Below are 24,487 nucleotides of genomic sequence, written 5' to 3' on the forward strand. Positions count from 1 at the left end.
CTTTCCATTTTGGAAAGTTCATTTTTACTTATAAATAAAATAATTGTAAAACCCAAATAATTGGGTTTTTTTATTCTCAATATTGTAAAATATGAGTGGTGAGATAAATGAAATTAGCGCAAATAAATGATTTTAATGATCTTTATAATCAAAGAGGTAATGAAGAACTAACAGAACTAGCTCAAGATATAAGAGATTTCTTAAATGACTTTGTTAATAAAAACAAAGGTCATATAGGAAGTAATTTAGGGGTAGTTGAGTTAACATTATCTATTTTGTCATATTTTGATCTAAATAAGTCTATAGTTTTATTTGATACAGGTCACCAATCACACGTCTATAAACTATTAATACACGGTATTGATAAGTTTAATACAATAAAACAATTTAAAGGTTTAAGTAACTTTCAAGAAATCAAAGAATCAGAACATGATTGAATAAGCACTGGTCACAGTTCAACTTCAATTGCTTATCAATTTGGTTATGCAATAGCAAGTGATAAGGAAAACATAATCTCTGTAATTGGAGATGCTGCTTTCTTTGGATCATATACATTACCTGGTTTAATAAACTTACAAAATACAGATAAAAAAACAATAACAATCCTTAATGATAACAATGAAGCAATTGGTGAAAACTCACTTGCAATAAAAGATATTAAAATGTATGTTGAATCTTTAGGTTTAAAATATATTAAATGTGAAGATGGACATGACTTCAAAAAGTTATTTGAAGCTTTTGATCTGGCAAAAGATTCAAAAGAACATGTTTTCATACATTGTATAACTAAAAAAGCACATGGTTATGTTGGTTCAAATACTTTATTTCAAAACCACTCAATTGAAAATGAAGTTGGAAACAGTTACTCTAAATTAATAGCTAAAGAAGTTGAAAAACATTTTACAAAAGAAGACTATTTAGTTTGTCCTGCAATGATCAACTCATCAAATTTTACAGATTTAAAAAATAATTTTGATAAGAACGTTATTGATGTTGGAATAAATGAAGAGTTTAGTATTTTAGTTGCAAGCGCGATATCTAATTCAAACAAAAAAACATTAATTTCTATTTATTCAACTTTTTTCCAAAGAGTTTTTGATCAATTAGCTCATGATGTATTTAGAAATAATTTACCTATGACGTTTTTAATCGATAGGGGAGGTTTGAATTTTAGCGGGGGAGTTAGTCATCACGGAATTTATGATGTATCATTAATAAATAACTTTTCTAATGCAATAATTTGTCAGCCTTATAGTTTAAATGATGTAAAAGTTTTAATTGAACAATCATTTTTAAATAAAGATAAACAATTTTTTATAAGATACGAAAACTTATCTGCAATAGAAGATAATTTAAATGAAAATTTTAAAATAGGACAATGACAAGAGTTAATTTATAATCAAAATAACAAAATAACTTTAATAAGTTATGGAAATGTTTTAAATGAATTCAAACAATATATTGAAGATAATAATTTAGAAATAAATTTAGTTAATGCAAGATATATAAACCCAATTGATAAAGAGTTACTAACAAAACATAAAAGAAACAGTATTTTTGTTTATGAACAAGTTCTAAATAAAAATAACTTATATACAAACATTAAAAAAGAATTTGATGATCTAGATGTTACAAGTTTTGCTTTTGAAACAAACATTATAGAACACGGTAAAAAAGATTTATTATTAAAAGAAATAAAAATGGATATAGAATCTGTTATAAAGAAAATATTTGAGGTAAAAAAAGATGCAAAGGATAGTAGATAGAAATTATTTTTTAGACAAGCTTTCTAAAGATAGAGAAATTAATCAATTAATTTCAAAACAATCAGAAAAAGAAAATCTAAACTTTTTTGAGAACCTTAAAGAGTTAAGAAGAATACTTCACTTAAAAACTCAAACAGATAAAAAAATATTAAATGAATATAATAAATTAATCGTTATACCAACAGGAACAGAAGAAACTTTAATTAGAGAATTAAATCAATTCAACAAAGAGATGTACAATGATTTACCAGAACATTATACAGTTGATTTTGGTGTTGAACTAAGTAAAGACAATAAACCAAAAATTAAAAAAACTAATAATTTAAAAACAGCTTATAAGAAAAATATTTTAAATTTATCTAACCCATACATTCAAGACTCTTCAATTGTTTTAGATGAGACTACAGATGTTTGAGAGAAAACTGCAATAGATCCATTACTTGAAAAAACTATTCAAGACTTTGAAACATTATTAATGAATGAGCCAGTTAATAATGATGACAAGGAAAATTATGTTGAAAAACTTTTAAGAGAAGATGATTATTCTTCTGAAGTTTTAAAAGATGGTGAAGAAATTTATGTTGACTCTGTTGAAGAAAAAGAAAAAATGATTTCAGATATTAGAGATTCACTTTCAAATGGTAACTATGGTAAATTAAATTTAAATAAACCAATTTCATTATCAACAACAAAATATATGAAGAAACTTGAAACACTTAAAAAAGGATTTGTAAAAACTTATGGTAGTGAATTGTTCAAGAAAATTAGTGAATGAGTTCACCAAGAAGATGCTCTTTATGAAAATGTTGATAGAAATAAAAAGGTAAATAGTTTAAGAAAACAAAAATTAAGTTTTAAAAAGAAAAGAAAATTTAAAACAAAAGCAAAAAGAAAATTTTAAGGAGATAATTTTATATGAAACAAAGACTTGATCAAATTTTATTAGAGTTAGAATTAACAGAAAACAGAAATAAAGCTAGAGGTCTAATAATAGATGGAAAAGTTTTAGTTAATGAAGAAAAAATAACTAAACCAGGAACATTATTTGATCAAGAAAAAATAAAAATAAAATTATTAAAGCAAGAAAATGAATTTGTAAGTAGGGCAGGTAAAAAACTTTTCAAAGCTTTAAAACATTGAAACATTAATTTACAAGATAAAGTTTGTTTAGATATCGGCTCTTCAACTGGTGGTTTTACAGATTGTTGTTTACAACATGGAGCAAGTTTTGTTTATGCAGTTGATGTAGGTACAAATCAATTAGATTGAAAATTAAGAAGTAACGAAAAAGTTAAATCAATGGAAAAAACAAACTTTAGAAATGTAACTAAAGATTTTTTTGATAAAGAAATTAATTTCTTTTGTTGTGATGTAAGTTTTATATCTGTTGAAAAAATATTATTACCTCTTAAAGATATAGTTGAAGAAAAAGTGTGCGGAGTAATTTTAATAAAACCACAATTTGAATCCGATAAAGAAGATGTTAAGAATGGAAAAATAAATTCTAAAGAAGGTCATATTAAATCAATTAACAGAGTTATTGAATATTGTAATAAAAACAACTTTTCAGTTAATGATGTTAATTGATCTCCAATACTTGGTAACAAAAAGAAAAATGTTGAATATCTTTGTTTTATAGAAAAAGAAAATGTTGTTAAAAATAAATTTGATATAAATAGTATTTCAAAACTTGTTGATGATTGTTGAAAGTATTTTGAGAATTATAATGAAGAAGAATAAAGTAATATTTCTTTTAGACATGGATGCTTTTTTTGCAAGCTGTCATATGGCAGATGATCTAAGTTTAAGAAATAAAAATTTAGTTGTTGCTTCTCCAAATAGGAGAGCAATTGTTACAACGGCAAGTTATAACGCAAGAAGTTTTGGAATAAGAGCAGGTACCCCAGTGTTTCAAGCTAAAGAATTATGTCCTGACCTTTATGTTGCAAACTCTGATTTTAGTTTATACATAAAATATTCAGAGCAAGTTTTTGATATCATTTATAAAAACTTTACAAAGGATTTTGAAGTAGCTTCTATTGATGAGTGTTACATAGACATGACAAAAGTTTGAAAGAAATTCGGTTCTGTTAAAAGAGCTGCGCAAACTTTAATTGATATGGTTTATGAACAAACAGGTTTAACTTGTTCAATTGGAATTAGTACAAATAAATTTTTAGCAAAGAGTTGTGTTGATTTCAACAAACCAAAAGGTATTTCTTTTTTATTAGAAGATGACATTGAAGAAAAACTTTGACCTTTACCAATAAAAGAAATGTATATGATAGGTAGTGCAACTGAAAAAATATTAAATGAAAATAATATTTTTACAATAAGAGATTTAGCTTTGTCTGATCTAAATAAAATTATTGATTTGCTTGGTAAAAGGGGACTTACACTTTGATATTGAGCAAACGGTAAAGGTGATGATCAAGTTTCGCGTGATGCAAGTGAATTTAAATCTATAGGAAATGAATTAACTTTAAACTTTACAACAACCAATTACGAAGAAATAGAAGAAATAATTTATGAAGTTAGTTTAAAAATATCTGATAGAGCAAAAAAAAGATATTTACAAGGAACTACAGTTACAATAGTTGTTAAATTTTTAGACGATACTAAACCTGAAATTTATAATAACAAAGATAGAAAAAAACATTTAACAAAACAAGAATCATTTCAAACTCCAACAAACGATCCAGAAATCATTTACTCTATAGCTAAACAATGTTTTTATGAACTGTGAGAAGGGCAACCAATTTTATTGTTGGGAGTAAGGTTAAGTAATTTAACAAATCAAATAGAACAAACAAAACAACTTTCTATTGATGAAATAGATTTAAACGAAGGAATAGATTATAATGAAATTGAACAAATTATTTATAATTTAAACTTAAAATTTGGAAAAGATAAAATCTTTACTGGTGAAAAACTTATTAAGTATATGGAAAAGAACATGGTTCAATCTAAATACTTAAAAAATGATGATGTACACTTATCAAACGAACAGATAGTTGATAAATGAAAGAAAAAATAGGGGAAGTGTATTGAAATGGAATATAGAATAGATGATTTAATTTTAGAATTACATTCAATTCATAAACAATTAAATGATTTTTTATTTTCAAGTACCCTATCAGATATTAAAATAGCAATTGAAACAAGTAAAAGAAGAAACAGTTTAACTTTAGGACATTTTGATCCATCACAAGATTGATCTGATAACAAAAACCAAATAACTATATGAACTTTAACTTTAAATGGAGATTATATAAGGTTAATTGGTGTACTAGTACACGAAATGGTTCACCAATTTAACCACGAGAGAGGCATTAAGGACGTTGAAAACAACCAAAGGCACAACAAAAAGTTCAAAGAGGCTGCTATAGCTGCCAAACTAAATGTTTCTGAAGTATCTAGTAAGGCTAAAGGCTTCAATAACACATCTGTTTCACAAGAATTAAGACACTATATTGAAAATAAATTAGATTTTAATAAAGACTTATTTAAAAAAATGATTCACAAAGATGCCTTATCACATGAACCAAAGGGTTATAATAAGTCAAACAAATACATATGTGGGTGTGGAACTGTTATAAATAACTCAAGAATAGATCCTTTAAAGATAAAATGCCTAGAATGTAATAAAGTGTTTGAAAAAATCAATTAGTGCATATTGCAATATGCACTTTTTAAAAAATATTGTATATATTTATATAACTTAGTTGATTGCAATGTTAAAATTATTTTAGCAAATAACATAATTAACTATAGATTTAGGAGGTTCTCATGTCAGGATTCGCACCAAAGTTTTGTCCTACTCACCTACAAATTCACGTATGTGACTTACAAAACGTATTTAACAAAAACAAAACAATTGAAGAAGATCTTGGAGCTAAAGTAAGAAGACTGCATGGAACACAAACAGAAGAAGAGATAGCCGAACAAGAATCAAAAAGAAAGCACCAACCAGGTACTTTAGGAGATATCTTAGCTAAAGCTAGACAAAAAATTGATGCTGAAAAAGAAACAATTTCTCAAAATGATCCAGACAATAAAGTAGCTAGTGGAGAAGAAATAAACGATAGAATGGCTGCTCTTAGAGCTAAAATGATGGGTGGAAGTGCCCCACCCCCTTCTAATTCACAAGAAACTAGTTCACCTGAGCCTACAGGACTGCAAAAAGTCATCCAAAATGCTCAAAATCACCAAAAAGAAAATCCTGAAGAGGAATTTAAAGCCCCTCAGAGAGCAACAACTGGTGAAAATAAATATAAAGACTTACCAAAAGGTAATAAACCCTCTGCAGTGCTTAAAGACTTGGATTTAGATACAATTACAGCTGAAGATGTTGTTGGTGAACCAATTTCTAAGAAAGAAAAAACTTTAAAACCAACAAAATCTAAAGAAGAAAGAAAAGAAAATGCAGAAAAATTGTTTAGTCAAGAAGAAACTCAAGAGTTAATTCAATTAGCAGTAAAAGAAGCATTAAAACAAGTTGGTATAATTGGAGATGAAAAACCTAAAAAAGCAGCTCCCAAAAAGAAAACAACAACCACTTCTACAACAAAAAGAGCAAAAACAGAAGATAAAGATAATCAAAAAATAAGCGAAGACAAAAAACCTAAATTAAAAAAAGAAGATTAATTAATCTTCTTTTTTATTTATAGTAACTTTAAATCTAAATCTTTTATCTAAGAAACACGCCAATATAAGCACAATTACATCAGTTATTATAAAACCTAAATTAATTCCCTGATTCACTCCTCAAGAGGTCTTTCAAAGAATAAAAGTTAGTATATAAATTAAAATGAATCATAATAAATTAAATATAAATAATGATAAATATGAGTTTTTTCTTTTTTTATTAGATTCTTTATCTAAAAAATTAATTATTGAAAAATACATAAAGAAAATCGATAAAAGGTTTATTGTTACAAATTGAATTATTTCTATACTTGATCACATTAGAATACTAAACCTCCATATTTTTTATAACTATATTCTGAATCTTCAAAATTAGCTGTTTTGTACCCTTTTTCTTCTAAATATGTAAGTAAATCATCCAATCACTGAGTTGCATAATCTCTTGTATGAGCTACTAGAATTTTTCCTGCACTTAAATGAGTTTTGTATTGATTTAGTATTTTTTCTTTACCACAAACAGATTCATTATAATCACAACCCAAATAACCCCTTACAAAATAATTGATATTTAATTTATCTTGTAAATAACCCATACCTCTATGATATTGCAAATAAGGCATCCTTACTGGTATGTTTGATATAATTTTTTTTATATCATTGCCCTTTTGATCATAAATTTTTACTATTAGTTCACTTGTTTTGTAAAACTCTTTAAAAGCTTCTTTTGTATTTAGAAGATAATTGTTGTGATAATAAGAATGATTTCCTAAAGTGTGCCCCTCCGCTATCATTCTATCTACAATAGATTTTGTTTTTCCTCCATCTGTAAAATATTTTTCATAATTTATACCAGTACCGAAAAATGTGGCTTTTGCTCGATGTTTTTTTAATATATCCATAATAGCTTCATCTGCTTGTCCTGGACCATCATCAAATGTTAACATGACTACTTTTTCAGAAGTTTTTATTCTATTAACTTCATAATTATTTTTTACAGTAGCAAAATTAAATATGACACAAACAGATAAAAGCAAAACAATCAGTAAATTTAAAATATTTAGTTTAATTTTATTATTCATTATTAAACCTTTCTACAATATTTACCTAATTTTTTCTACCAATTCATCTATGGTTTTAAAGAATTCTTCTTTATTTGAATTATTTTCTAAAATAAAATCAAACTTATATTTTTTAAGTTTCTTTTGTTGAAACTTAGTTATTGAATCAATTTCTTTAACTTCCCTGTTGTCTCTTTTTTTTACCCTTCAAATTCTTTTGACATGTTCTTTTACCAATAAGATAGTTTTATCAAATTTTACTTTTATCCCACTTATTACAGCAGCTTCAACAAATATTAATTCAGCTTTTGTTTCTTTTTGAATTTGATCATTTATTGCATCTGAAATTAACGGTCAAGCAACCTTTGTAAAATCTTCATTTAATTTATGATTATTAAATAAGGCCGTTCTTAAGATTTTCCTATCTATTTTACTCTCATTAAGTGCTTGAGGAATATAATTTGATATAAATTCCATTATAGGTTCTTGATAAAGAACCTCTTTAGAAACTTTGTCAGCTTCAATAACTCTTATATTGGGATTTTCACTTAAATGTTCTAACATTGTTGATTTACCACTCCCAATAAATCCACTTACCCCTATAACTTTCATTTCAACACCCTCTTTTATGTATAAAAAAATCATTTTCTTATAAATAATTTCTTATTTTATTTAATTATAGATTATTTTATCCACATAACTAGTAATAATTGGTTTAATTGGTGACATTTCTTTAATAACTTCTGCACAAATTTCTCTATAAGCTTTGTAGTCTTTGTCATTTTTTGCCACTTCTAAACGATTTATTACATTTCTTCTTGCATCAATATTTTTTCAACTTGAAGAAACTCTGTTTTTTAAACAGTAACCAACTTTTGGCAGTAACTCTTCACTTCTAAATGTTATTGCAAAGATTTGTTCTAACTTAATTTCAGCTGCAAATAAATCTCATGTTTTAAGAGAAAATCTGTAACCTTCAATTAATTCTTCTAGGTCATTTTTGTATCTTCCAAATAAGTTTAATCTTGGATTTAACATTAATTGTTCTATTAATTCAACAAATTGTCTATCTGTTGATGTTAACAAATTCATTTGAGCTTCTATTTCCATACCTATTTTATTTCAATCGATTTCACTTGCTTTTGTTAACTCTTCTACTCTAGAAATTGTATCTCTATATAGTTTTGAATCTGTGTTTTTTGAATCTTCTAACATTTTTGTAAGATTCTTATAGAATAAACTACATTTTCTTGCAAGTTTTTGATCATATTCAAAAACTTGTTTTTCAGCTTTTGGTTGTTTAACTTCGTCATTAACTGATTTAATAACAACTTCTTTTACTTTTTTATTTTTTTTCTCTTTAATTTTAGGTTTTTCAACTTTAGCGTAAGTGTCTACTAAGTGTGCTCCAGTTTGTAAGTCAATATCTCTTAAAACTATTAAGTTTATATTTCATCAACTACATTCTCCACAAACAACTCCAACAAATGCTGTTATTAAAGCTGAAAATGGAATAATTATTGGCAATATAAATCAACCAATTAATGAAGCAATATCTTTTGCGTTTTGTGCAGCTGCAGCTCCTCCTGGAGTTTTTGCAAATAATCCAAATGACAATCAATATATTTGTCCAAATTGTGTTGCAAATTTATTAGCAATAGTTGCAGTAATTGTTTGATCTAAAGAAATGAAGTTTGTTGCACTAAATTTTAATGAAATACCCATTAAAAATGGTAATGCAGATAAGAAAGATAAAATTGAAACTAAAGTTAAAACAACAAATAATATTCAAGCAAATATCATTGTAAATTGATAACTTCTAATAGGTCTAACTATTCTAGCTATTCCCTTTTTAGTTTTAGATCTATAACCAACCAAGTGTATAGTCATTCTAGTTAACATTAAGATAAAAGTTGTTCCAGCAACAACCAATGGGATTCAATAAATTATTAATCCAGCTGAGCCAACCATTATATTTGATCCGTTTTTTAAGAAAAACTTCATAAATGGAGTATATCCAGTTTTAACAGCGGTTCCATTTACAAAGTCCATATTAGTTTGATTTACAATTGGAGAAAACATCATCAATAATGAATAAGCAATTATGATAAACGAAAAAACCATTAATGAAATAATCATGAATAGTGATTTTTTATTATTTTTTAGTAACTTAATTTTGCCCATAAATCATATTTCCCCATAAAAACTAAATATATTATATAATACTTTTAGTTTTTTTAAATAGTAAATATCTTTAAAAAAATGATTCACATGGTGTGAATCATTTTAATATTTTATAAATTGATTGAAATCAGATTTTAAATCTCTGTATGTTAGACAATCATTTATAAGTCTTACTTGATTTTCAATTAATTCAAAAGTTGAGAATTTAAATCTTTGATCTCCTGATAAATAAATACCATCTTCTTCTATTTTGTGTTCTGGTTTTAAACAATATGGAAGTATTTCTCTATTAATTACACTTTCATTAAAGTATTTGAATAAAGGTCTATACTCTCCTCTTCCTGGTCCTAGGTTAACTAAACCAAGTGCTACTCTTGGATCTACTATAAATAAACTTAATATATTCATTTTAGTTCTATCATCAATAAAGTTAGCTATTGTTTTATTTGTTAATAAGAATGTTTCTCTGTCTAAATCAGATATTCTAAAGAACTTAAAGAAAGTATTATTTACAATATTGTGAAAGTAAACATCTAAAAACTTATAGTTTTGAGTTATTAAAATATCATTTGGAACAATAATTCTTTTTTGATATTCTTGTAAATCAAAGTTAATTGGTGAGTTTTCAACATATTCATAAAGACTTTCAAAAGTTCTTTTACTAAAGATGTAATCATACATTTCAAATAAAACGTAACTTACAACATTTAAAATAATCATTCTATAATCTTCGTCAATTTCAAAGTTTAATACGTCAAATACTCTAAATTTTTTGTTTGAATCTGAAAATGCATATTTGTATTCACCATTTATTATTGTTACTAAGAAATAAAAGTATTTTAAGAATAATACTTCTTTTCCTGTCATTTCTACAAATTCTTCATTCTTTTTAATTCTTTTATCAACAATAGCTTTAGCTACTTTTGATATTTGATCAAATTGTTTTGATATTTTTTGAACATCAAATGCTTCATAGTCTTTGAATAATACTTCTAAAAAAGGTACATTTTCTACTTCAATTTCCTCAACTTGGTCACTTACAAAGTCAATGTATTTAAAACAAAAAGAACCATCTTCATTTTGAGTTTTTCAACTATCTAAGAATTCGCTTGGCAATATTAGATTTCTTTTCATTTTCTTTTTCATAAATCCACCTTTTTATTCATTTTCTATTAATCACAATTGTTTCGTTGGAGAAATTGGAGTTGCTGTTATTATTGTTTTTTCTATTTTATCAATTACAAAATAAATATCAGCTTTCGCTGTCTTTATATAAGTGTGTTTTGAAGTATCAAAGCTATAAGTTGATTTTTCAATCATTTTCAAGATTTTTTCTTTTAACTTAAATTCTTCTTCATCTGCTAGATTAAGACGTTGTCTTATCCTTTGAATTGAATGAGTTGAAAACCCATATTCGTGTTTATAGTAGTAACTCATTCAAATCACCTCACTTAATAATTATAAAGAATTTTGACTATACATTAAAGTCAAAAGTGAATAAAAAAAACTCCTTAAGGAGTTTTTTTTATTATTTGTTTACAACAATAAAGTTTCCTGATCATCTCTCAGCAAAAGTACCTTTTTTAAGACATATCATCACTATGTCAAAAATTCATGTAACTATTAATAAGTATAATAATCCTTGTAATAATCCAAATAAGAATAATTTAAGTTGTTTTTTTGTTGAGTATTCTAAATCCATAGCTTTCATACCGATTGATGGTTTAGCTTTACAATAATTAATAATAATAAATATAATGTATATACCAAAAGTAATACCCACTAAAGCATTATTAATAAAATTTGAAACAAATCTTCTTCAAAATCCTGCATTTTTCATTATTTTTTCCCCTTTTTCCTTATTACTAATATATCATTTTTTAACCACTTTAACCACTTTAAAGTAATTAAATTAGTATTCTTCATTTATTAAAAATTGCTTAATTTCTCTTCCACTCCTATATTTAACATCTTGGTTTTTTGAAATTAACCTATGACAAGGAATTAATAATAGTATTGGGTTTTTAGCCATACAACTTGCTATGAAACGTGTGTGATCTGGCATGTTTATCTTTTTTGCAAAATCAGAATAACTAACGTATTCTCCATAGTCTAAATTACAAACTTCTCTTAAGACATGAATTTGTTTGTCTGTTAGATTAGGCAAAAATAGACTATTAAAATCTAATTTAAAATCCTGTTTATTTTCAAATCTTCTAATTAAATCTATGTATTTTTTAAATTCATCACTTTTTAATATATTTCTAACTTTATATCCTTTATAAAACTCATGTATATTGTCTTTTTCAAAACCAATATAACTTAACTTATCTTCTATCAAACCAATTTTTAATACTTTATTTTTAAAAATGGTTATTTTAAAAACTTTAATTATCTTTTCTTCCATTCATATCACCCATCTAAATTATAAAAAAACACAACTAGAAGTTGTGTTTTTAGACCAATATCAAAATAATTTTTGTTGTAATCAAATTATTTTTATTAATGTTGATCTTTATCTTTGTTTTTATTATTTTTCTTTTCTTGACGATCTTTAATTTCTTTTAAGAAAGCATCGATATCTTCTTGAGATTCATAAAGACTTGGATCAATTTCATATTTTCTTCCTTGCATTGCTTCAGAAATCATTGTTTGGTATTCTTCATTTGCTCTAGATATTTTAGCTCTATCAATTCTAGGGTTTAGTCCTAGAATTACAAATACTGTAATTGCAGATAATATAAGTGAAGCAAACATAAATCCTAATAAAACCTTTATTAAAGTTGTATTAAAGTTTTGTGCCATATCATTTAACATTTTACTTAAAGCTTCATTATTTAAAGTGAAAGTTTCAGTAATTGCAGGCTTAATTTCTATCTTATCTATATTTGTAAACAATGCAGTAAAATATTTCCCAGGAATGTCTTGTCCGAACATATACATCATAGGAGTTCAAAATTGAATCAGCATCATGACTATGAACATACCAGGAATAAATAAAGTTGTTCCTGGAATTACAAATTTTAATCTATAACTTTTTGGTGGTTGAATGATTGAAAACACTAAATATGCCATAATAACACAAATTATTACTTCAAAAATGATTGAAGTTGCCCCAGAGTTACCACCAACATAAACACCTAAATTAATGGTTCATGAGTTACCTAATTTATTAATTTTTAAAAATTCATTTCATTTACTTATGAATGTATCATCAAATTCAAAACCTTTAAGTTTGTCAGCATTTAAAACATAACTTTGTATAGATAAAAAGATTGTAAGTAGTAGCGAAAATAAAGCAATTAACCCTAAACTTACACCAATAGCCAATTTCAATCATTTAGTGTAAGTTGGTTTTGCATTATATGGATAAAATCTTGGATCTTGCATTGGATGTGGAGGAATTGATCCCATAAATGGGTTTCCTTGTGCACTTTGTGCTCCTGCAAATTGTTCAAAACCACTTGATTGTGATGTGTTTGGTTTTTCTTTTGTTTTATCAACAACTTCTGGTTCAACATTTGATTTATCTGATGCTTTTAAGTATTTTTCTTTCATTTCATCAGTTATTTTTGAGTTTTCTTTAACGAATTCTTCTGTTAATTCAAAAGTTTGATCAGTTAATGATTCTCTTGATATTTGTAAATTATTGAAACAAAATGTTTGTAAGTAAGTAATATCACTTAAAACATCATCTGCTTTTTTATTATCTGGTTTTACAAATTTAATTTTTTCTTTAGTGATGTTTACTAAAGCTTTTCCAAATATTGCACCTCATTTTTGATCTTTAAAAGTACAATTTTCATCTATTTCTAAAATTAATAAGTCATTAACTAATTCAACTGCTTGTTTTTTAAACTCAACATCACTTAGTAACTCTACTCTTAATTTCTCATTTTTAATTAAATTTGCTAATAAAAATATCGAATCTTGATATATCTTGTTAGCTTCCATCTTTTTAACCTCTATTCTTATTAAAAATTAAACATTTTTAATAGTTCAATTTCTGGAATTATTTTATTATCATAAATTCCGCCTTTTATATTCTTTTCAAGGGAATATAACACCTTGATTTTATCATTTATTTGACTAATATCTAGTTTATTTTGTTCTAATAATTTAGAAACTCTATAAGGATTTGCTCCTAAAATAGAAGCTATTTCTGAATTATTCATTCTTTTTTGTTTAAATAACAAAACATTTCTTAAAGTAATTAAGTTACTTGCAAGTAAAGCAAGGAAAGAAAAAATATCATTGTTTATTTCCATATAGCTTTCCCATTGTTTTAAAAAGGTCTTTACATCATTTGATATGAAGCAATTAGCTAACTGAAAAGTATCAAATTTATGATATTTTGTTGTAATTTCTTCAACCAATGAAACACTTAATTTTTTATTTAAAGAAATAATCTTATTTATTTCATTTGTAAAAACTTGCATGTCACTTGGTAACTTATCAATAAATAAATTCAAAGCTTCATTATCATACTCTATTTGAGCATTTTCTAGTTTTTTAATCATTATTTGTTTCTTTTGATCAGTGGTTGGTTCATCTAATTTAAGCATTTTACAAACTTGTTCTGTTAACTTAGCTATTTTTAGTTTTTTTGAAAACTTCTCTGAATTTAAAGTCATTATTATTTCAACTTCTTCATTTGTAGAATTAAGTATTTGTTCTACAAACTTAACATCATATGTTTTATGAAGTTTAACTTTGCTTTCATTCACAAATCAACAATCATTTATAACTATTATTTTCTTTGAAGAAAATATTGAATAAGTATTTACTTCTTCTAAAATAGAAGAAATAGGATCATCAATTAAAGAATATTCAAAAATTTCATAATCACCATTAACATTGGCTTTCTGAATAAGTTTTTCAACTTGTCTTTTTATTAAAAAGTTATCATTAGAATGAACAAAGAACATTTTTACCACCTATTACTTATAATTTACCATTAAAAATTGAGAAAAAAATTAATTTATTTTGAATTAACTAGGTTTTTACTATATACTCTATTTGTATATAAAATATCTTGTTTAAAGGGGTGAATCGAAATGGCAAATATTAAATCACAAGAAAAACGTATTTTAACTAATGAAAAATCACGTTTAGCAAACAAAGCTTTCAGAAGTTCAGTTAAAACAGCAGTTAAAAAAGCTTTAGCTGCAAAAGCAGAAGGTTCAAAGGAAAAAGATGCTTTAATCAATGAAGCAGTTAGTTTATTAGATAAATCAGTAACTAAAGGAATTTTCAAAGCTAACAAAGCTGCAAGAGAAAAATCAAGATTAATGAAATAATTAATTAGAACAATAATAGAAAAAACTCTTTTTAAAAAGAGTTTTTTTGTATTTTAATTGTCTTTCCCCTATTAACTTTATATTTAAAACTAGAGTCACCATTAGTGACATAAGTTTTACATTGGTGCTTATTTAAAGTTTCAATTGTTTCTTTATTTGGAAAGTCCAAGGTTTTAGATTTATGACCAGATATAAAACAAGTTTTAGGTTTTATTACATTCATGAATGCATCAGATGTACTTGTTTTACTTCCATGATGTCCAACTTGTAGAAAATCTACTCCGCCTTTCACTTTCTCTAAAAATAATTCATCTTTAATTAATTTATACTCTCTTACTTTAGTTGCGTCTCCTGTAAATAAAAGTTTTTTATTTTTTATTTCCACAACAGAAACTTGAGAGTTATCATTTTCATCTGAATTATTTAGTTCTATAAAGTTTGTGATTTTTAAATCTTTATAATTAAAATAAGTTTTTAGATCATGATTATAAAAAACATTTTTTAATCTATAAGTTTCTTTAACGTTATCAAGTTGGTCATAGTGATCTTGATGATTATGACTTATAAAAACAGCTTCTATATTTCTTACACCACTATAAACAAGATATTGTTCTAAACTGTTTTTGCTAAACCCCGTTCCTCTTCCAGCATCAAACAAAATAGTTTTTCCTTTATAATGGCAAACAAAACTATTTCCATTACCAACATTCAACATGGTTATAGTTGGATTTATTTTAGAAAATTGATTTGCTTGAATTATCCAAAAACAATTTAAACTAAATAAAGCTATAAGAATTTTTTTAATTTTTGTTTTACTAAATTTGAAGGTAGTAATAAATTTAAATAAAACAAAATAAGTAACTAAGTAAATTACATTAAAACTTCCACAAATTGTGGTCAAGTTTAAATAAGTAAAACCTTTAGAGTAATAATAAAATATTTCATAAATTAGGTTTAAAACATAACCAAAAAAAGGAATAAAAAATAACATTGATATTAAAAAACAAAACACAACAAAAGGTATCAATAATATTTCAAAAATAAAGCTGAATCAATATATTTTATAACCATAAAATATTTGAACAGGAATAAAAACACTACTTACAATTAAAAAATTATAAATTATATTTGTAACTAGTTTCTTATCATTATATTTTTTTAAAAAACTAAAACTAATAACTGAAAATATAAATCCAACATTAAAAACAAATAATGGTTTTATAAACAAACAAACTATTCACAGTAAACTTAGCTTAGTAAATTTAGATAATTTAAAGTTTCAATTTTTTTTCATTCAATCAATTATTAAAAGAACACTTGCTTTTAATAAAAACATCTTAAAATTCAAAAGATAAGAATAATAAAAAAGTAGAGATATCGGTATTATTCGATACTTTTTATAAGATTTAGATTTATAAAAAACTTTCCTATTTAAAAATTTACTTAAAATATAAATATTCATTCCACTTAAGTTAATTAAATAACCAAGCGAATAAGAATTTAAGTTTTTATAAACTAGATCACCACTTTTTTCTTGAAAAAGCATTAACCTAGTCAAATTATTTGTAGAATCTTTTAACTTATACAAAAAATATTGTATCGAATATAAATTTATTGTCTTAACAGATGCGTTAAATACCTTATACTTAACATTTCTATTAAGTAGGTAGGCATTAAAATCAAATTCTCAAAAGTTACCATTAACACTGACTTTTTCAAACTCCCCTACCAAAGACACAAACCCCCCTACCGATAATTTAACCTCCCCTACCGGTATATAATAGAGAGTGTTTAACTGTTTTATAAGTGCATAGGTTTCTTTTACCTCTACTACCCTATAAAAATTTCAGTTGAGATGTTTATTTATATCAAATTTATAAAATAATAAGAACAAGAATAAAAATAACATGGTAACTATCAAAAAAGGATAAGACTTTTTGATATCAATTGATAAACTTGTAATAATTAATATATAAATAAAACTACATACATATATATTGTCTATATCCCTACTCACAGCTATGCACACAAGCGCTATGAAGGTTAAAAAGAAATAGTTTCTTCTAATATATAAGTTTTGGAATTGCTTTGTTATAGAACTCCACATTGAAAGTTCCCTTGTAAGTTACTTTAAGTTCTTCCATACATTCGTCATAAGTTTTATTCGGATCTAAAAATATATCCACACTCTTTTTAGATACAGTTTCACTTACACCACGAGTAGTAAAGAAGTCTTGATCAACTTCAAACCTAGAAGTTCTTACAACCTCTATATCTTCTTTTGGATAAAACAATACAGTGTTGTTCTTCTTTAAGTTATTATTTGGTTCAATATCAAATAAACTTTCTAAATACTCTAAGTTATTATTTTCTAGTAACTCTTTGTAATCATTTGCTTCTTTATCGTTTTTAATTTTACTTGGAAGCAGATCAGGATTCTCAAGAGTTATGTCGTACTTAACTTTAAAGTAAATATAGTTTTCATTTACATTTTCGATAACAGATTGTTCTCTAACATTAATATTGGCTATAAATAATATGCTAGCTCCAACTAAAAATGAAAATATTAATATTGTAATAAACTTAAATTTCTTCATAAACACCTCAAATAATATATCGACAAAAAAATAAAAGTTTTCACTTTTATTTTTTTATTTATTAATTTTTTTCAACTAATACATTTAAAGTTATTTTAAAGTTATTAGATTTAAATTCATATTGATTATAGTTTATGTGTGATCCATTAAGTTTTACATGTGATTGTTCATCTTGCAACTGAGAATCAATTTCAAAATCAATATTAATATTTGGGTTCAAACTATCTTCAACACCTTCAGTTAATTTAACTTCTAAATCAGTTTTCTTATTATCATATGTAAATATATCTAACTCCAATAAATCATTTGCCATAACAAGAGAATCTCTGCCACCTTGTAAGTCATTTAATGAAAAGAATATAGTTTCTATAGATCTGTATTGTTGAGGATTTTGTCTAAAGTAATCAATATAAGATTGCATTAAGTCATCTAAGTTAATGATTTGATTATTTTCTAAACTAACATCAACTTTAGATTCAGTTACAAATTGTTTCATTTCAAATTGTTTATAAAAACTTGTAATAAAAAAGTCACTCATTATTTGACTTGATGTAAAGTATTGGTTTTCATCATAACCAACTAAAGAAACATCTTTTCAAATTGCTCCATCAATAATAAAATCTCCTACAAATGAAATTTTATATTGTGAGTTTTGTCTATCATAAACTTTAAATTCTAAACTTTGAACAGTTACATCATTTGACTCTAGTATAAGATAATAAATATTCTTACTTACCAAATGTCCAGATGAATCTAGAGCTCCAAATTTTGTTTCTATATGTTCTAACTCAAATAGTTCAATATTATTTTCTTTTTTATATTCTACTCATTGGTTTAATTCATTTTGAAATTCATCTTTCATATCATAAACTTTGTTATCTAAAAGTTCATTGTTCTGATCAACTTCAAAATTAGAAGTTGTTAATTTCATTGCATAATCAAAATATTTATCTGTTGACTTATTTACTATTAAATTATTATCATTAACCAACGGAGCAACTGTTGGACTTGCCATAGAAACTCCTAACAATACTTTTAATAAATTTATCATTTGAATACCCTTCTTTCAACTTCCCACCCAACCGCCTTGTTCAATTATTATCTCACCATTCTAAAAAAAAAAAAAAAATCAAAATTAATTGATTTTATTTTTTTAGTTCATTAAGTTTTTCAATTAGAAGATCATGTTGTTTTTTATAATCTTCGTATTTTCTTTTCTCTTCTTCAACTTTATCAACAGCAGCTCTCTTAACAAAGTTTTCATTTGATAACATCTTTTCACTTCTTTCAATTTCTTTTGAAAGTTCATTTATTTTTTCTTGAGTTTCAATTAAAACTTTTTCTTTGTCAAAGAAATCTTTGTTAGGAATATCTAAGAAGTAATCATTAACTGGAAGTGAAGTGAAATCTTTTTCTTCAATTTCATTTATATTTAAATTACAGTTAACCATTTTTTCAATAAATAATTTTATGTAATCGATTTCATTTTCTAAATCAGATTTAAAAGTTGATTTAGAAATATTTAAGTGAGCATTTAAACTTATTGAGTTTTTAATATTTTGATTTGCTCTAAACTCTCTAAGAGTTGTTACAACATCAAAAATATGTTTAATTGATTTAACTTCAGCTTTGTATTCTTTTTCTAATCATTTTTCTTTTAAAATAGATGATTCTAAATCAAATGATTGATAAATTTCTTCTGTTACAAAAGGCATAAATGGATGTAACATAATTAAAATATTTTTTAATACAAACCCTAATGTTAACTTACTAAATTCTTTTTGTTCGTTTGTTAATAAATCATTTTCTCCAACTTGAGCTTTTGCCAATTCAATATATCAAGAACAATAGTCATCTCAAATAAAGTTATACAATACTTTTCCTGCAATAGTAAATTCATATTTATCAATTGCTTCTTTAACTTGTTTTTGAGTTTCACTTAATTTGTTTAAGATTCATAAGTCAATTTGATTTTTAGATGAATCAACATTTTCAAATGCTTTATCAAATTCAGTGTTTGTTGGAATGCTTTCGATATTCATCATAACAAATCTTGAAGCATTTCAAATTTTATTAATAAAGTTTCAAGTACTTGTTAACTTCTCTTCACTATATCTTAAGTCTTGTCCTGGAGATGAGTTTGTCAATAAGAAGTAACGCAATGAGTCAGCTCCATAATTTTCAATTACATCCATAGGATCAACACCATTACCAAGTGATTTTGACATTTTTCTTCCTTGTTCATCACGAATAAGTCCATGAATTAAAACATCTTTAAATGGTTTTGAATTTGTAAACTCTAAACTTTGGAAAACCATTCTTGCTACTCAAAAGAAAATAATGTCATATCCAGTAACCATTGTAGATACAGGGAAATATCTTTTCATCATTTCTGATTCACTTTCAGCAGTTCAATCCATTGTTGCAAATGGTCAAAAGGCACTTGAGAATCAAGTATCAAGCACATCTGGGTCACGTGTTCAGTTATTTTCATCTTTTGGAGGATTAATACCTACATAAACCTCTTTTGTATCATTGTGATATCAAGCAGGTATTTGGTGTCCTCATCATAATTGTCTTGAAATAGTTCAATCATGAGAGTTTTCCATTCATTTATTTAATGTATCATTAAATCTATTTGGAAAGAAGTTGATTGCATTATCACTTTCTTGTAAATCAAGTACTTGTTTTGCAAGCGGATCCATTTTAACAAATCACTGATCTGATATAAACGGCTCAACTATTGCATTACTTCTTTCTGAATAACCAACTTGGTGAGTTATTTCTTCTTTTTTGATGAAAGTCCCCTCTTTTGTTAGTTTTTCAATTAATTGTTTTCTAGCTTCAAATCTATCTAAACCTTTAAATTCTAATGCTTTTTCGTTCATTGTTGCATCATCGTTCATTACAACAATTTGTTCTAGATTATGTTTTAAACCTAATTCAAAGTCATTAATATCATGAGCTGGAGTACATTTCATAACTCCAGTTCCAAAGTCTATTTCAACATATTCATCTGCTATAACAGGTATTTCTTGCTGATTTGAGGGGTTTATAACCATTTTTCCAATATAGTTGCTGTATCTTTCATCTTTTGGGTTAACAACCAAACAAACGTCTCCAAACATAGTCTCAGGGCGTGTTGTGGCCACTTCTAAGAACTGTGAAGGGTTATCAACTAAACTATATTTAAAATGATACATTCCACCTTGAGTTTCTTTGTAGATAACTTCTATGTTAGAAAGAGCTGTTTTTTGCTTTGGATCTCAGTTAATTATTCTTTTTCCTTTATAAATTAAACCTTTTTCATACATGTTTACAAAAACATAATTAACTATTTTGTTTAACTGTTCTGAATAAGTAAATTTTTCTTTTGAATAATCTAAACTTAATCCCAATTTAGCTCATTGACTTCTAATTGTTGAAGCATATTCTTCTTTTCACTCTCAAACTTTTTCAATGAACTTTTCTCTTCCCAAGTCATATCTAGATATTCCTTGTTCTCTTAAACGTTCTTCTACTTTAGCTTGTGTTGCAATACCAGCATGGTCCATTCCAGGTATTCAAACAGTATCAAAACCATTTAGTTTTTTGAACCTTATAAGTAAGTCTTGTAAAGAACCATCTCAAGCATGACCTAAATGTAATTTACCAGTAACGTTTGGTGGTGGAATTACTATTGAGTATGCAGGTTTTTTATCATCCATTTCTGCTTTAAATAAATCTTGTTCTAATCACATTTCATACTTATTTTTTTCAACATCTAAATGACTATATTTTTTTTCAAGTTCTTTCATATTAATCTTTCCTTTTGATAAAAAAAATTCCTATTTTTTAATAATTAAATTAAAAAATAGGAACGAATTGTTTTCAATACGCGGTACCATCCTAATTGGCCAATAAAATAAAAGCCCACTCATTTTCTTTAGTTTTTTTAACTTATACAACCTTCAATAGTGGCAAATTCTAGTTCACACCAAACACTAGATCTCTGAAAATCACCAGTTATTTACTCCTTATAAGTTTTAATACTTATTTATTATATCAAAACGAAATAAAAAAAATAGCACAAAAAGTGCTATTTAGTCTTAAAGGTTCCGACTCCCATAAAACTATATTATTAATTTATTAATTATACGTTTTGGTATTTAAGTATCTACACCTGTATTTAACTAAGTATTTATTTAACTAAGTATTTATTTAACTAAGTTAAAGTTTGGAGGAGTAGTTGATTTCTTAACTTCTTTTCAAAAGTCGGCTTCTTTTTGATCTAAAATTGCATAGAGTTTATCATATCTATCACTTTGATAAGATAATTCTTTTTTCTCATTTTCATAAACTATTTCTTCAAAGTTTTTTTGTTCATATGATATTTTATTATCTTTAATATTTCTTGAAATGTTGTTAAATTGTTTTTTAATTTCTTTAAAGTATTTATTCATAGATATTTTGTAAATAACATATATAAATAACAATAATGCTGAAGAAAGAATTGCTCCAAATAAAAACACTGATATTGCAAATGATATTTCTTTGTTATTATTTAGCACTTTTTCAAAAAATATAAATATTCAACTTCTAGAAAATTCAAATTCTAAATCATCTATTACAGGTAATCTAGCTATATCTGTTTGAATAAAGTTAGTTCCTGTAATTACATTATTTAAATGTGATCCTTGCATTATTGAAAACAATAAGAATGGAGTTAATGATAATACTGTTTTAAAGAAAGCAGATAAGTTGTTTTTTCTTAAAGTTCATTTTAAAGTAGTTACATTCTTTTCGTTTATATCTAAATTTGTTAAGTAATTTGTATAACCTGTTATATATTTGTAAAGTATAACAATGATTCCAGTTATACCAATAGCAGCTTTTAATAAAATAATATAATTAGACTTGATTATAGTTTCTCTTAAAACATCAACAGCTGGAAGGATGAAAAAAATAGCAAATAATAATGATAAAATGCTGTAAATTATTAAATTTGGTAAATCTACTCTTTTAAATTTTAATTTCATCTTTACACCCTCTATGCAATTATTATAGAACTTTAAAATTATATTGCAAATAATTGAATAAAATAAAAACCACTTATATAGTGGTTTTATTTAAATATTAAAGAAATCTAAGAATATATGATCATATATTCTCTCAAGTCAAAATAAGTCTTTTGCTTTTCTTTTAGAAAACTCTAAAGTAGAGCTTGTTTCAAGCAATTCATAATAGTTTGCTCAAATTTTTTTGTAATCTTCTAGTATTTTGTCATTTACTTTTTGTAATTCTAAAATCTCTTTATCTTTTAAGTCTTTTTTATTTGTAAAGATAAATAATCCATTTTTAGAAGTAATATTATTTTTATCAAAACTTACATTTAAACAGTGTTGTGCAAATTTAGCATCATCAAATAGTGATTCATTTGAAAAATATTGATCTTTAATTACATTGTTGTAATTAGATTCGACATCTTTGTTTGAAGCTGCTAATTTTTGAAATGAGTTTAAAAATGATGGTAATAAAAGTACATTTAGCATTGATTCTAAAACTGCATTTAAAACAGGAGTTTCACTCAATACATTATTCAATTCATAATTTACAAAAACCACTGTAATAAAGTTAGCAGTTATTATATAAATTCAAAATCAAATTGGTGTAAATTCAATTGATCTTTGAGCTTTAAATTTGTGATTATCTAATTTAACTGTGTATTCAAATACATCAATAGATTGAAAGAATTTGTTTTTTGCAAATCAGTTAGTATATGTAAACTTTAAAAGTAAATATATACTTCCCCCAACAATAGAAAAACCAATTTCTGGTTGTTCAATGTTTTTGCTTTTTAAAACTAGGTTCAAAACGAATAGAATTAGAGTTATTGCATAAATTATTTGGTCTATTAAAAATATAGAAAATCCAAAATAATTAGTTTTAAAAAACTTATTTATTATTTTGTGATGTTTTTTAAGTAACTCTAAACTATTTTGCTTGTTTTTGTTTCTTTTCATCTTTTATTCACCCATTTCTGATATTGCTTGTTTTTGAACCTATAAATAAATAAAGTGATCCTAAACCAATAACGATACCAACAATAATGATAACTGTCATAAACATTCAGAATAACCCATTATTAATTAATGTTTCACCCATATTGGGATTTAAAGCATATTTGTTGTGTATTTCTAAGAAAAAATAAGGATAAGCACTGTGATGATGCGCTAAAGGTGCATTTGATCCATAACTTCTATAGATTAATTCCCCACGAATTAAAGCATATGCAAGATATGCTACTGGATAAATTGCCATTTTATAAAAGTCATGTTTTATGAACTTTTTAAAATCAAAAACTAAATCTTGTTTCATGAAGAACAAGAAGTATAATACAGCTGCTAATGGCCCAACTGTGTGTAGAACCATTTGTTCAACTCATCATAGAGCATCTAAGCTTTCTCTACCTTGTTTTGAACTTAGCAATTGTGGTAATAATAAACCATTAAAGATAAGCGCTGTAACTGTTATGTATGTTACAACACTCAATGATAAAGCTCTTTGTAATGGTTTTATTTGACCTTCTTTGTTGTGATTGAAAAAACCAATCATAAGTCAAACAACAATTAAAATATTTGATTGAATAGTAAAGTAACTAAAGTAATTAATAACATAACCAAAATAATCATGACCAATGAAGTCACCTTTTTCATTAAAAATAGCTCAAATACTGTATTCTTCATTGTTTTTAGGAACACCAATATTAATCATTCCTTTAATTAACATTTCCAATAAAAAGACTGTGATTAATACTGCAACAACTAATTTATATCAAAGTCTAAAATCTTTTAAATTTTGTTTTGTAATAAACATGTTTTTTACCTCTAATCTTTATACAAGTAAGGCAACTTGCTTCGCAAGTTGCCTAAGAAGCACGCTACGCGTGCTACACA

The 24,487-nt window shown here is 25.3% G+C and carries 24 protein-coding genes; 7 read left to right on the plus strand and 17 right to left on the minus strand.

The window, feature by feature from the left end; translation table 4 throughout:
- Positions 1-107 precede the first annotated feature (107 nt).
- From AACL10_RS02580 to AACL10_RS02605, 6 genes are all read left to right on the plus strand, one after another.
- The gene (locus AACL10_RS02580; RefSeq protein ID WP_338984292.1) at positions 108-1,766 is read left to right on the plus strand and encodes a 1-deoxy-D-xylulose-5-phosphate synthase N-terminal domain-containing protein; all 1,659 of its coding nucleotides are present in this window, start codon (positions 108-110) and stop codon (positions 1,764-1,766) included.
- Positions 1,747-2,667, plus strand: coding sequence for a hypothetical protein (locus tag AACL10_RS02585; RefSeq protein WP_338984293.1), 921 nt, complete (start codon positions 1,747-1,749; stop codon positions 2,665-2,667). Before AACL10_RS02580 ends, AACL10_RS02585 begins: the two co-directional genes overlap by 20 nt.
- Positions 2,668-2,681: 14 nt before the next feature.
- Complete coding sequence (locus AACL10_RS02590) at positions 2,682-3,506, plus strand: TlyA family RNA methyltransferase (protein ID WP_338984294.1); 825 nt, start codon at positions 2,682-2,684, stop codon at positions 3,504-3,506.
- The gene (locus tag AACL10_RS02595) at positions 3,493-4,803 is read left to right on the plus strand and encodes a DNA polymerase IV (protein ID WP_338984295.1); all 1,311 of its coding nucleotides are present in this window, start codon (positions 3,493-3,495) and stop codon (positions 4,801-4,803) included. The genes AACL10_RS02590 and AACL10_RS02595 overlap by 14 nt, the downstream gene beginning before the upstream one ends.
- Positions 4,804-4,818: 15 nt before the next feature.
- Positions 4,819-5,436 carry a SprT-like domain-containing protein gene (locus AACL10_RS02600; protein ID WP_338984296.1) on the plus strand — a complete coding sequence of 206 codons (618 nt, stop codon included), beginning with the start codon at positions 4,819-4,821 and terminating at the stop codon, positions 5,434-5,436.
- Positions 5,437-5,555: 119 nt separating this feature from the next.
- Positions 5,556-6,413, plus strand: coding sequence for a hypothetical protein (locus AACL10_RS02605; protein ID WP_338984297.1), 858 nt, complete (start codon positions 5,556-5,558; stop codon positions 6,411-6,413).
- Here the strand turns inward: AACL10_RS02605 and AACL10_RS02610 are convergent, their stop codons facing one another.
- The 10 genes from AACL10_RS02610 to holA form a co-directional block, all read right to left on the minus strand.
- The gene (locus AACL10_RS02610; protein ID WP_338984298.1) at positions 6,414-6,734 is read right to left on the minus strand and encodes a hypothetical protein; all 321 of its coding nucleotides are present in this window, start codon (positions 6,732-6,734) and stop codon (positions 6,414-6,416) included.
- Positions 6,734-7,492 carry a polysaccharide deacetylase family protein gene (locus AACL10_RS02615; RefSeq protein WP_338984299.1) on the minus strand — a complete coding sequence of 253 codons (759 nt, stop codon included), beginning with the start codon at positions 7,490-7,492 and terminating at the stop codon, positions 6,734-6,736. Before AACL10_RS02615 ends, AACL10_RS02610 begins: the two co-directional genes overlap by 1 nt.
- A gap of 21 nt (positions 7,493-7,513) precedes the next feature.
- Entirely contained in the window at positions 7,514-8,083 is a 570-nt protein-coding gene (coaE, locus tag AACL10_RS02620) for a dephospho-CoA kinase (RefSeq protein WP_338984300.1), read from the minus strand.
- Between the two features lie 60 nt (positions 8,084-8,143).
- Complete coding sequence (locus tag AACL10_RS02625; RefSeq protein ID WP_338984301.1) at positions 8,144-9,655, minus strand: hypothetical protein; 1,512 nt, start codon at positions 9,653-9,655, stop codon at positions 8,144-8,146.
- 102 nt (positions 9,656-9,757) lie between these two features.
- A complete protein-coding gene (locus AACL10_RS02630; protein WP_338984302.1) occupies positions 9,758-10,801 on the minus strand; it encodes a hypothetical protein in 1,044 nt (347 codons plus the stop codon).
- Between the two features lie 12 nt (positions 10,802-10,813).
- Positions 10,814-11,092 (minus strand): hypothetical protein, encoded by a 279-nt coding sequence (locus AACL10_RS02635; protein ID WP_338984304.1) that lies wholly within the window; start codon positions 11,090-11,092, stop codon positions 10,814-10,816.
- A gap of 91 nt (positions 11,093-11,183) precedes the next feature.
- Positions 11,184-11,495 (minus strand): hypothetical protein, encoded by a 312-nt coding sequence (locus AACL10_RS02640; RefSeq protein WP_338984306.1) that lies wholly within the window; start codon positions 11,493-11,495, stop codon positions 11,184-11,186.
- A gap of 72 nt (positions 11,496-11,567) precedes the next feature.
- Entirely contained in the window at positions 11,568-12,062 is a 495-nt protein-coding gene (locus tag AACL10_RS02645) for a methylated-DNA--[protein]-cysteine S-methyltransferase (protein ID WP_338984307.1), read from the minus strand.
- Between the two features lie 95 nt (positions 12,063-12,157).
- On the minus strand, positions 12,158-13,609 hold the full coding sequence (locus AACL10_RS02650) for a hypothetical protein (protein WP_338984308.1): 1,452 nt from the start codon (positions 13,607-13,609) through the stop codon (positions 12,158-12,160).
- Positions 13,610-13,629: 20 nt separating this feature from the next.
- Positions 13,630-14,583, minus strand: a complete 954-nt coding sequence (holA, locus tag AACL10_RS02655) for a DNA polymerase III subunit delta (protein ID WP_338984309.1) — start codon at positions 14,581-14,583, stop codon at positions 13,630-13,632.
- Positions 14,584-14,712: 129 nt separating this feature from the next.
- Between holA and rpsT the strand changes: the two genes are divergently transcribed.
- Positions 14,713-14,955 carry a 30S ribosomal protein S20 gene (gene rpsT / locus AACL10_RS02660; protein ID WP_338984310.1) on the plus strand — a complete coding sequence of 81 codons (243 nt, stop codon included), beginning with the start codon at positions 14,713-14,715 and terminating at the stop codon, positions 14,953-14,955.
- A gap of 31 nt (positions 14,956-14,986) precedes the next feature.
- Here rpsT and AACL10_RS02665 read toward each other — a convergent pair whose 3' ends face one another.
- The 7 genes from AACL10_RS02665 to AACL10_RS02695 all read right to left on the minus strand — a co-directional run bounded on the left by AACL10_RS02665 (position 14,987) and on the right by AACL10_RS02695 (position 24,407).
- The gene (locus AACL10_RS02665; protein ID WP_338984311.1) at positions 14,987-16,291 is read right to left on the minus strand and encodes an MBL fold metallo-hydrolase; all 1,305 of its coding nucleotides are present in this window, start codon (positions 16,289-16,291) and stop codon (positions 14,987-14,989) included.
- A gap of 727 nt (positions 16,292-17,018) precedes the next feature.
- Entirely contained in the window at positions 17,019-17,552 is a 534-nt protein-coding gene (locus AACL10_RS02670) for a hypothetical protein (protein WP_338984312.1), read from the minus strand.
- Between the two features lie 61 nt (positions 17,553-17,613).
- A complete protein-coding gene (locus AACL10_RS02675) occupies positions 17,614-18,603 on the minus strand; it encodes a hypothetical protein (protein WP_338984313.1) in 990 nt (329 codons plus the stop codon).
- Between the two features lie 94 nt (positions 18,604-18,697).
- A complete protein-coding gene (locus AACL10_RS02680) occupies positions 18,698-21,349 on the minus strand; it encodes a valine--tRNA ligase (RefSeq protein WP_338984314.1) in 2,652 nt (883 codons plus the stop codon).
- A 399-nt stretch (positions 21,350-21,748) separates the two neighbouring features.
- Positions 21,749-22,570: a hypothetical protein gene (locus AACL10_RS02685; RefSeq protein ID WP_338984315.1), complete on the minus strand. Its 822-nt coding sequence runs from the start codon at positions 22,568-22,570 to the stop codon at positions 21,749-21,751.
- 90 nt (positions 22,571-22,660) lie between these two features.
- Positions 22,661-23,554 carry a hypothetical protein gene (locus tag AACL10_RS02690; protein ID WP_338984316.1) on the minus strand — a complete coding sequence of 298 codons (894 nt, stop codon included), beginning with the start codon at positions 23,552-23,554 and terminating at the stop codon, positions 22,661-22,663.
- Positions 23,526-24,407, minus strand: coding sequence for a Pr6Pr family membrane protein (locus tag AACL10_RS02695; RefSeq protein WP_338984317.1), 882 nt, complete (start codon positions 24,405-24,407; stop codon positions 23,526-23,528). Before AACL10_RS02695 ends, AACL10_RS02690 begins: the two co-directional genes overlap by 29 nt.
- Positions 24,408-24,487 lie beyond the last annotated feature (80 nt).

The sequence above is a fragment of the Spiroplasma endosymbiont of Diplazon laetatorius genome, assembly GCF_964019625.1.
Lineage (GTDB): Bacteria > Bacillota_I > Bacilli_A > Mycoplasmatales > Mycoplasmataceae > Spiroplasma_A.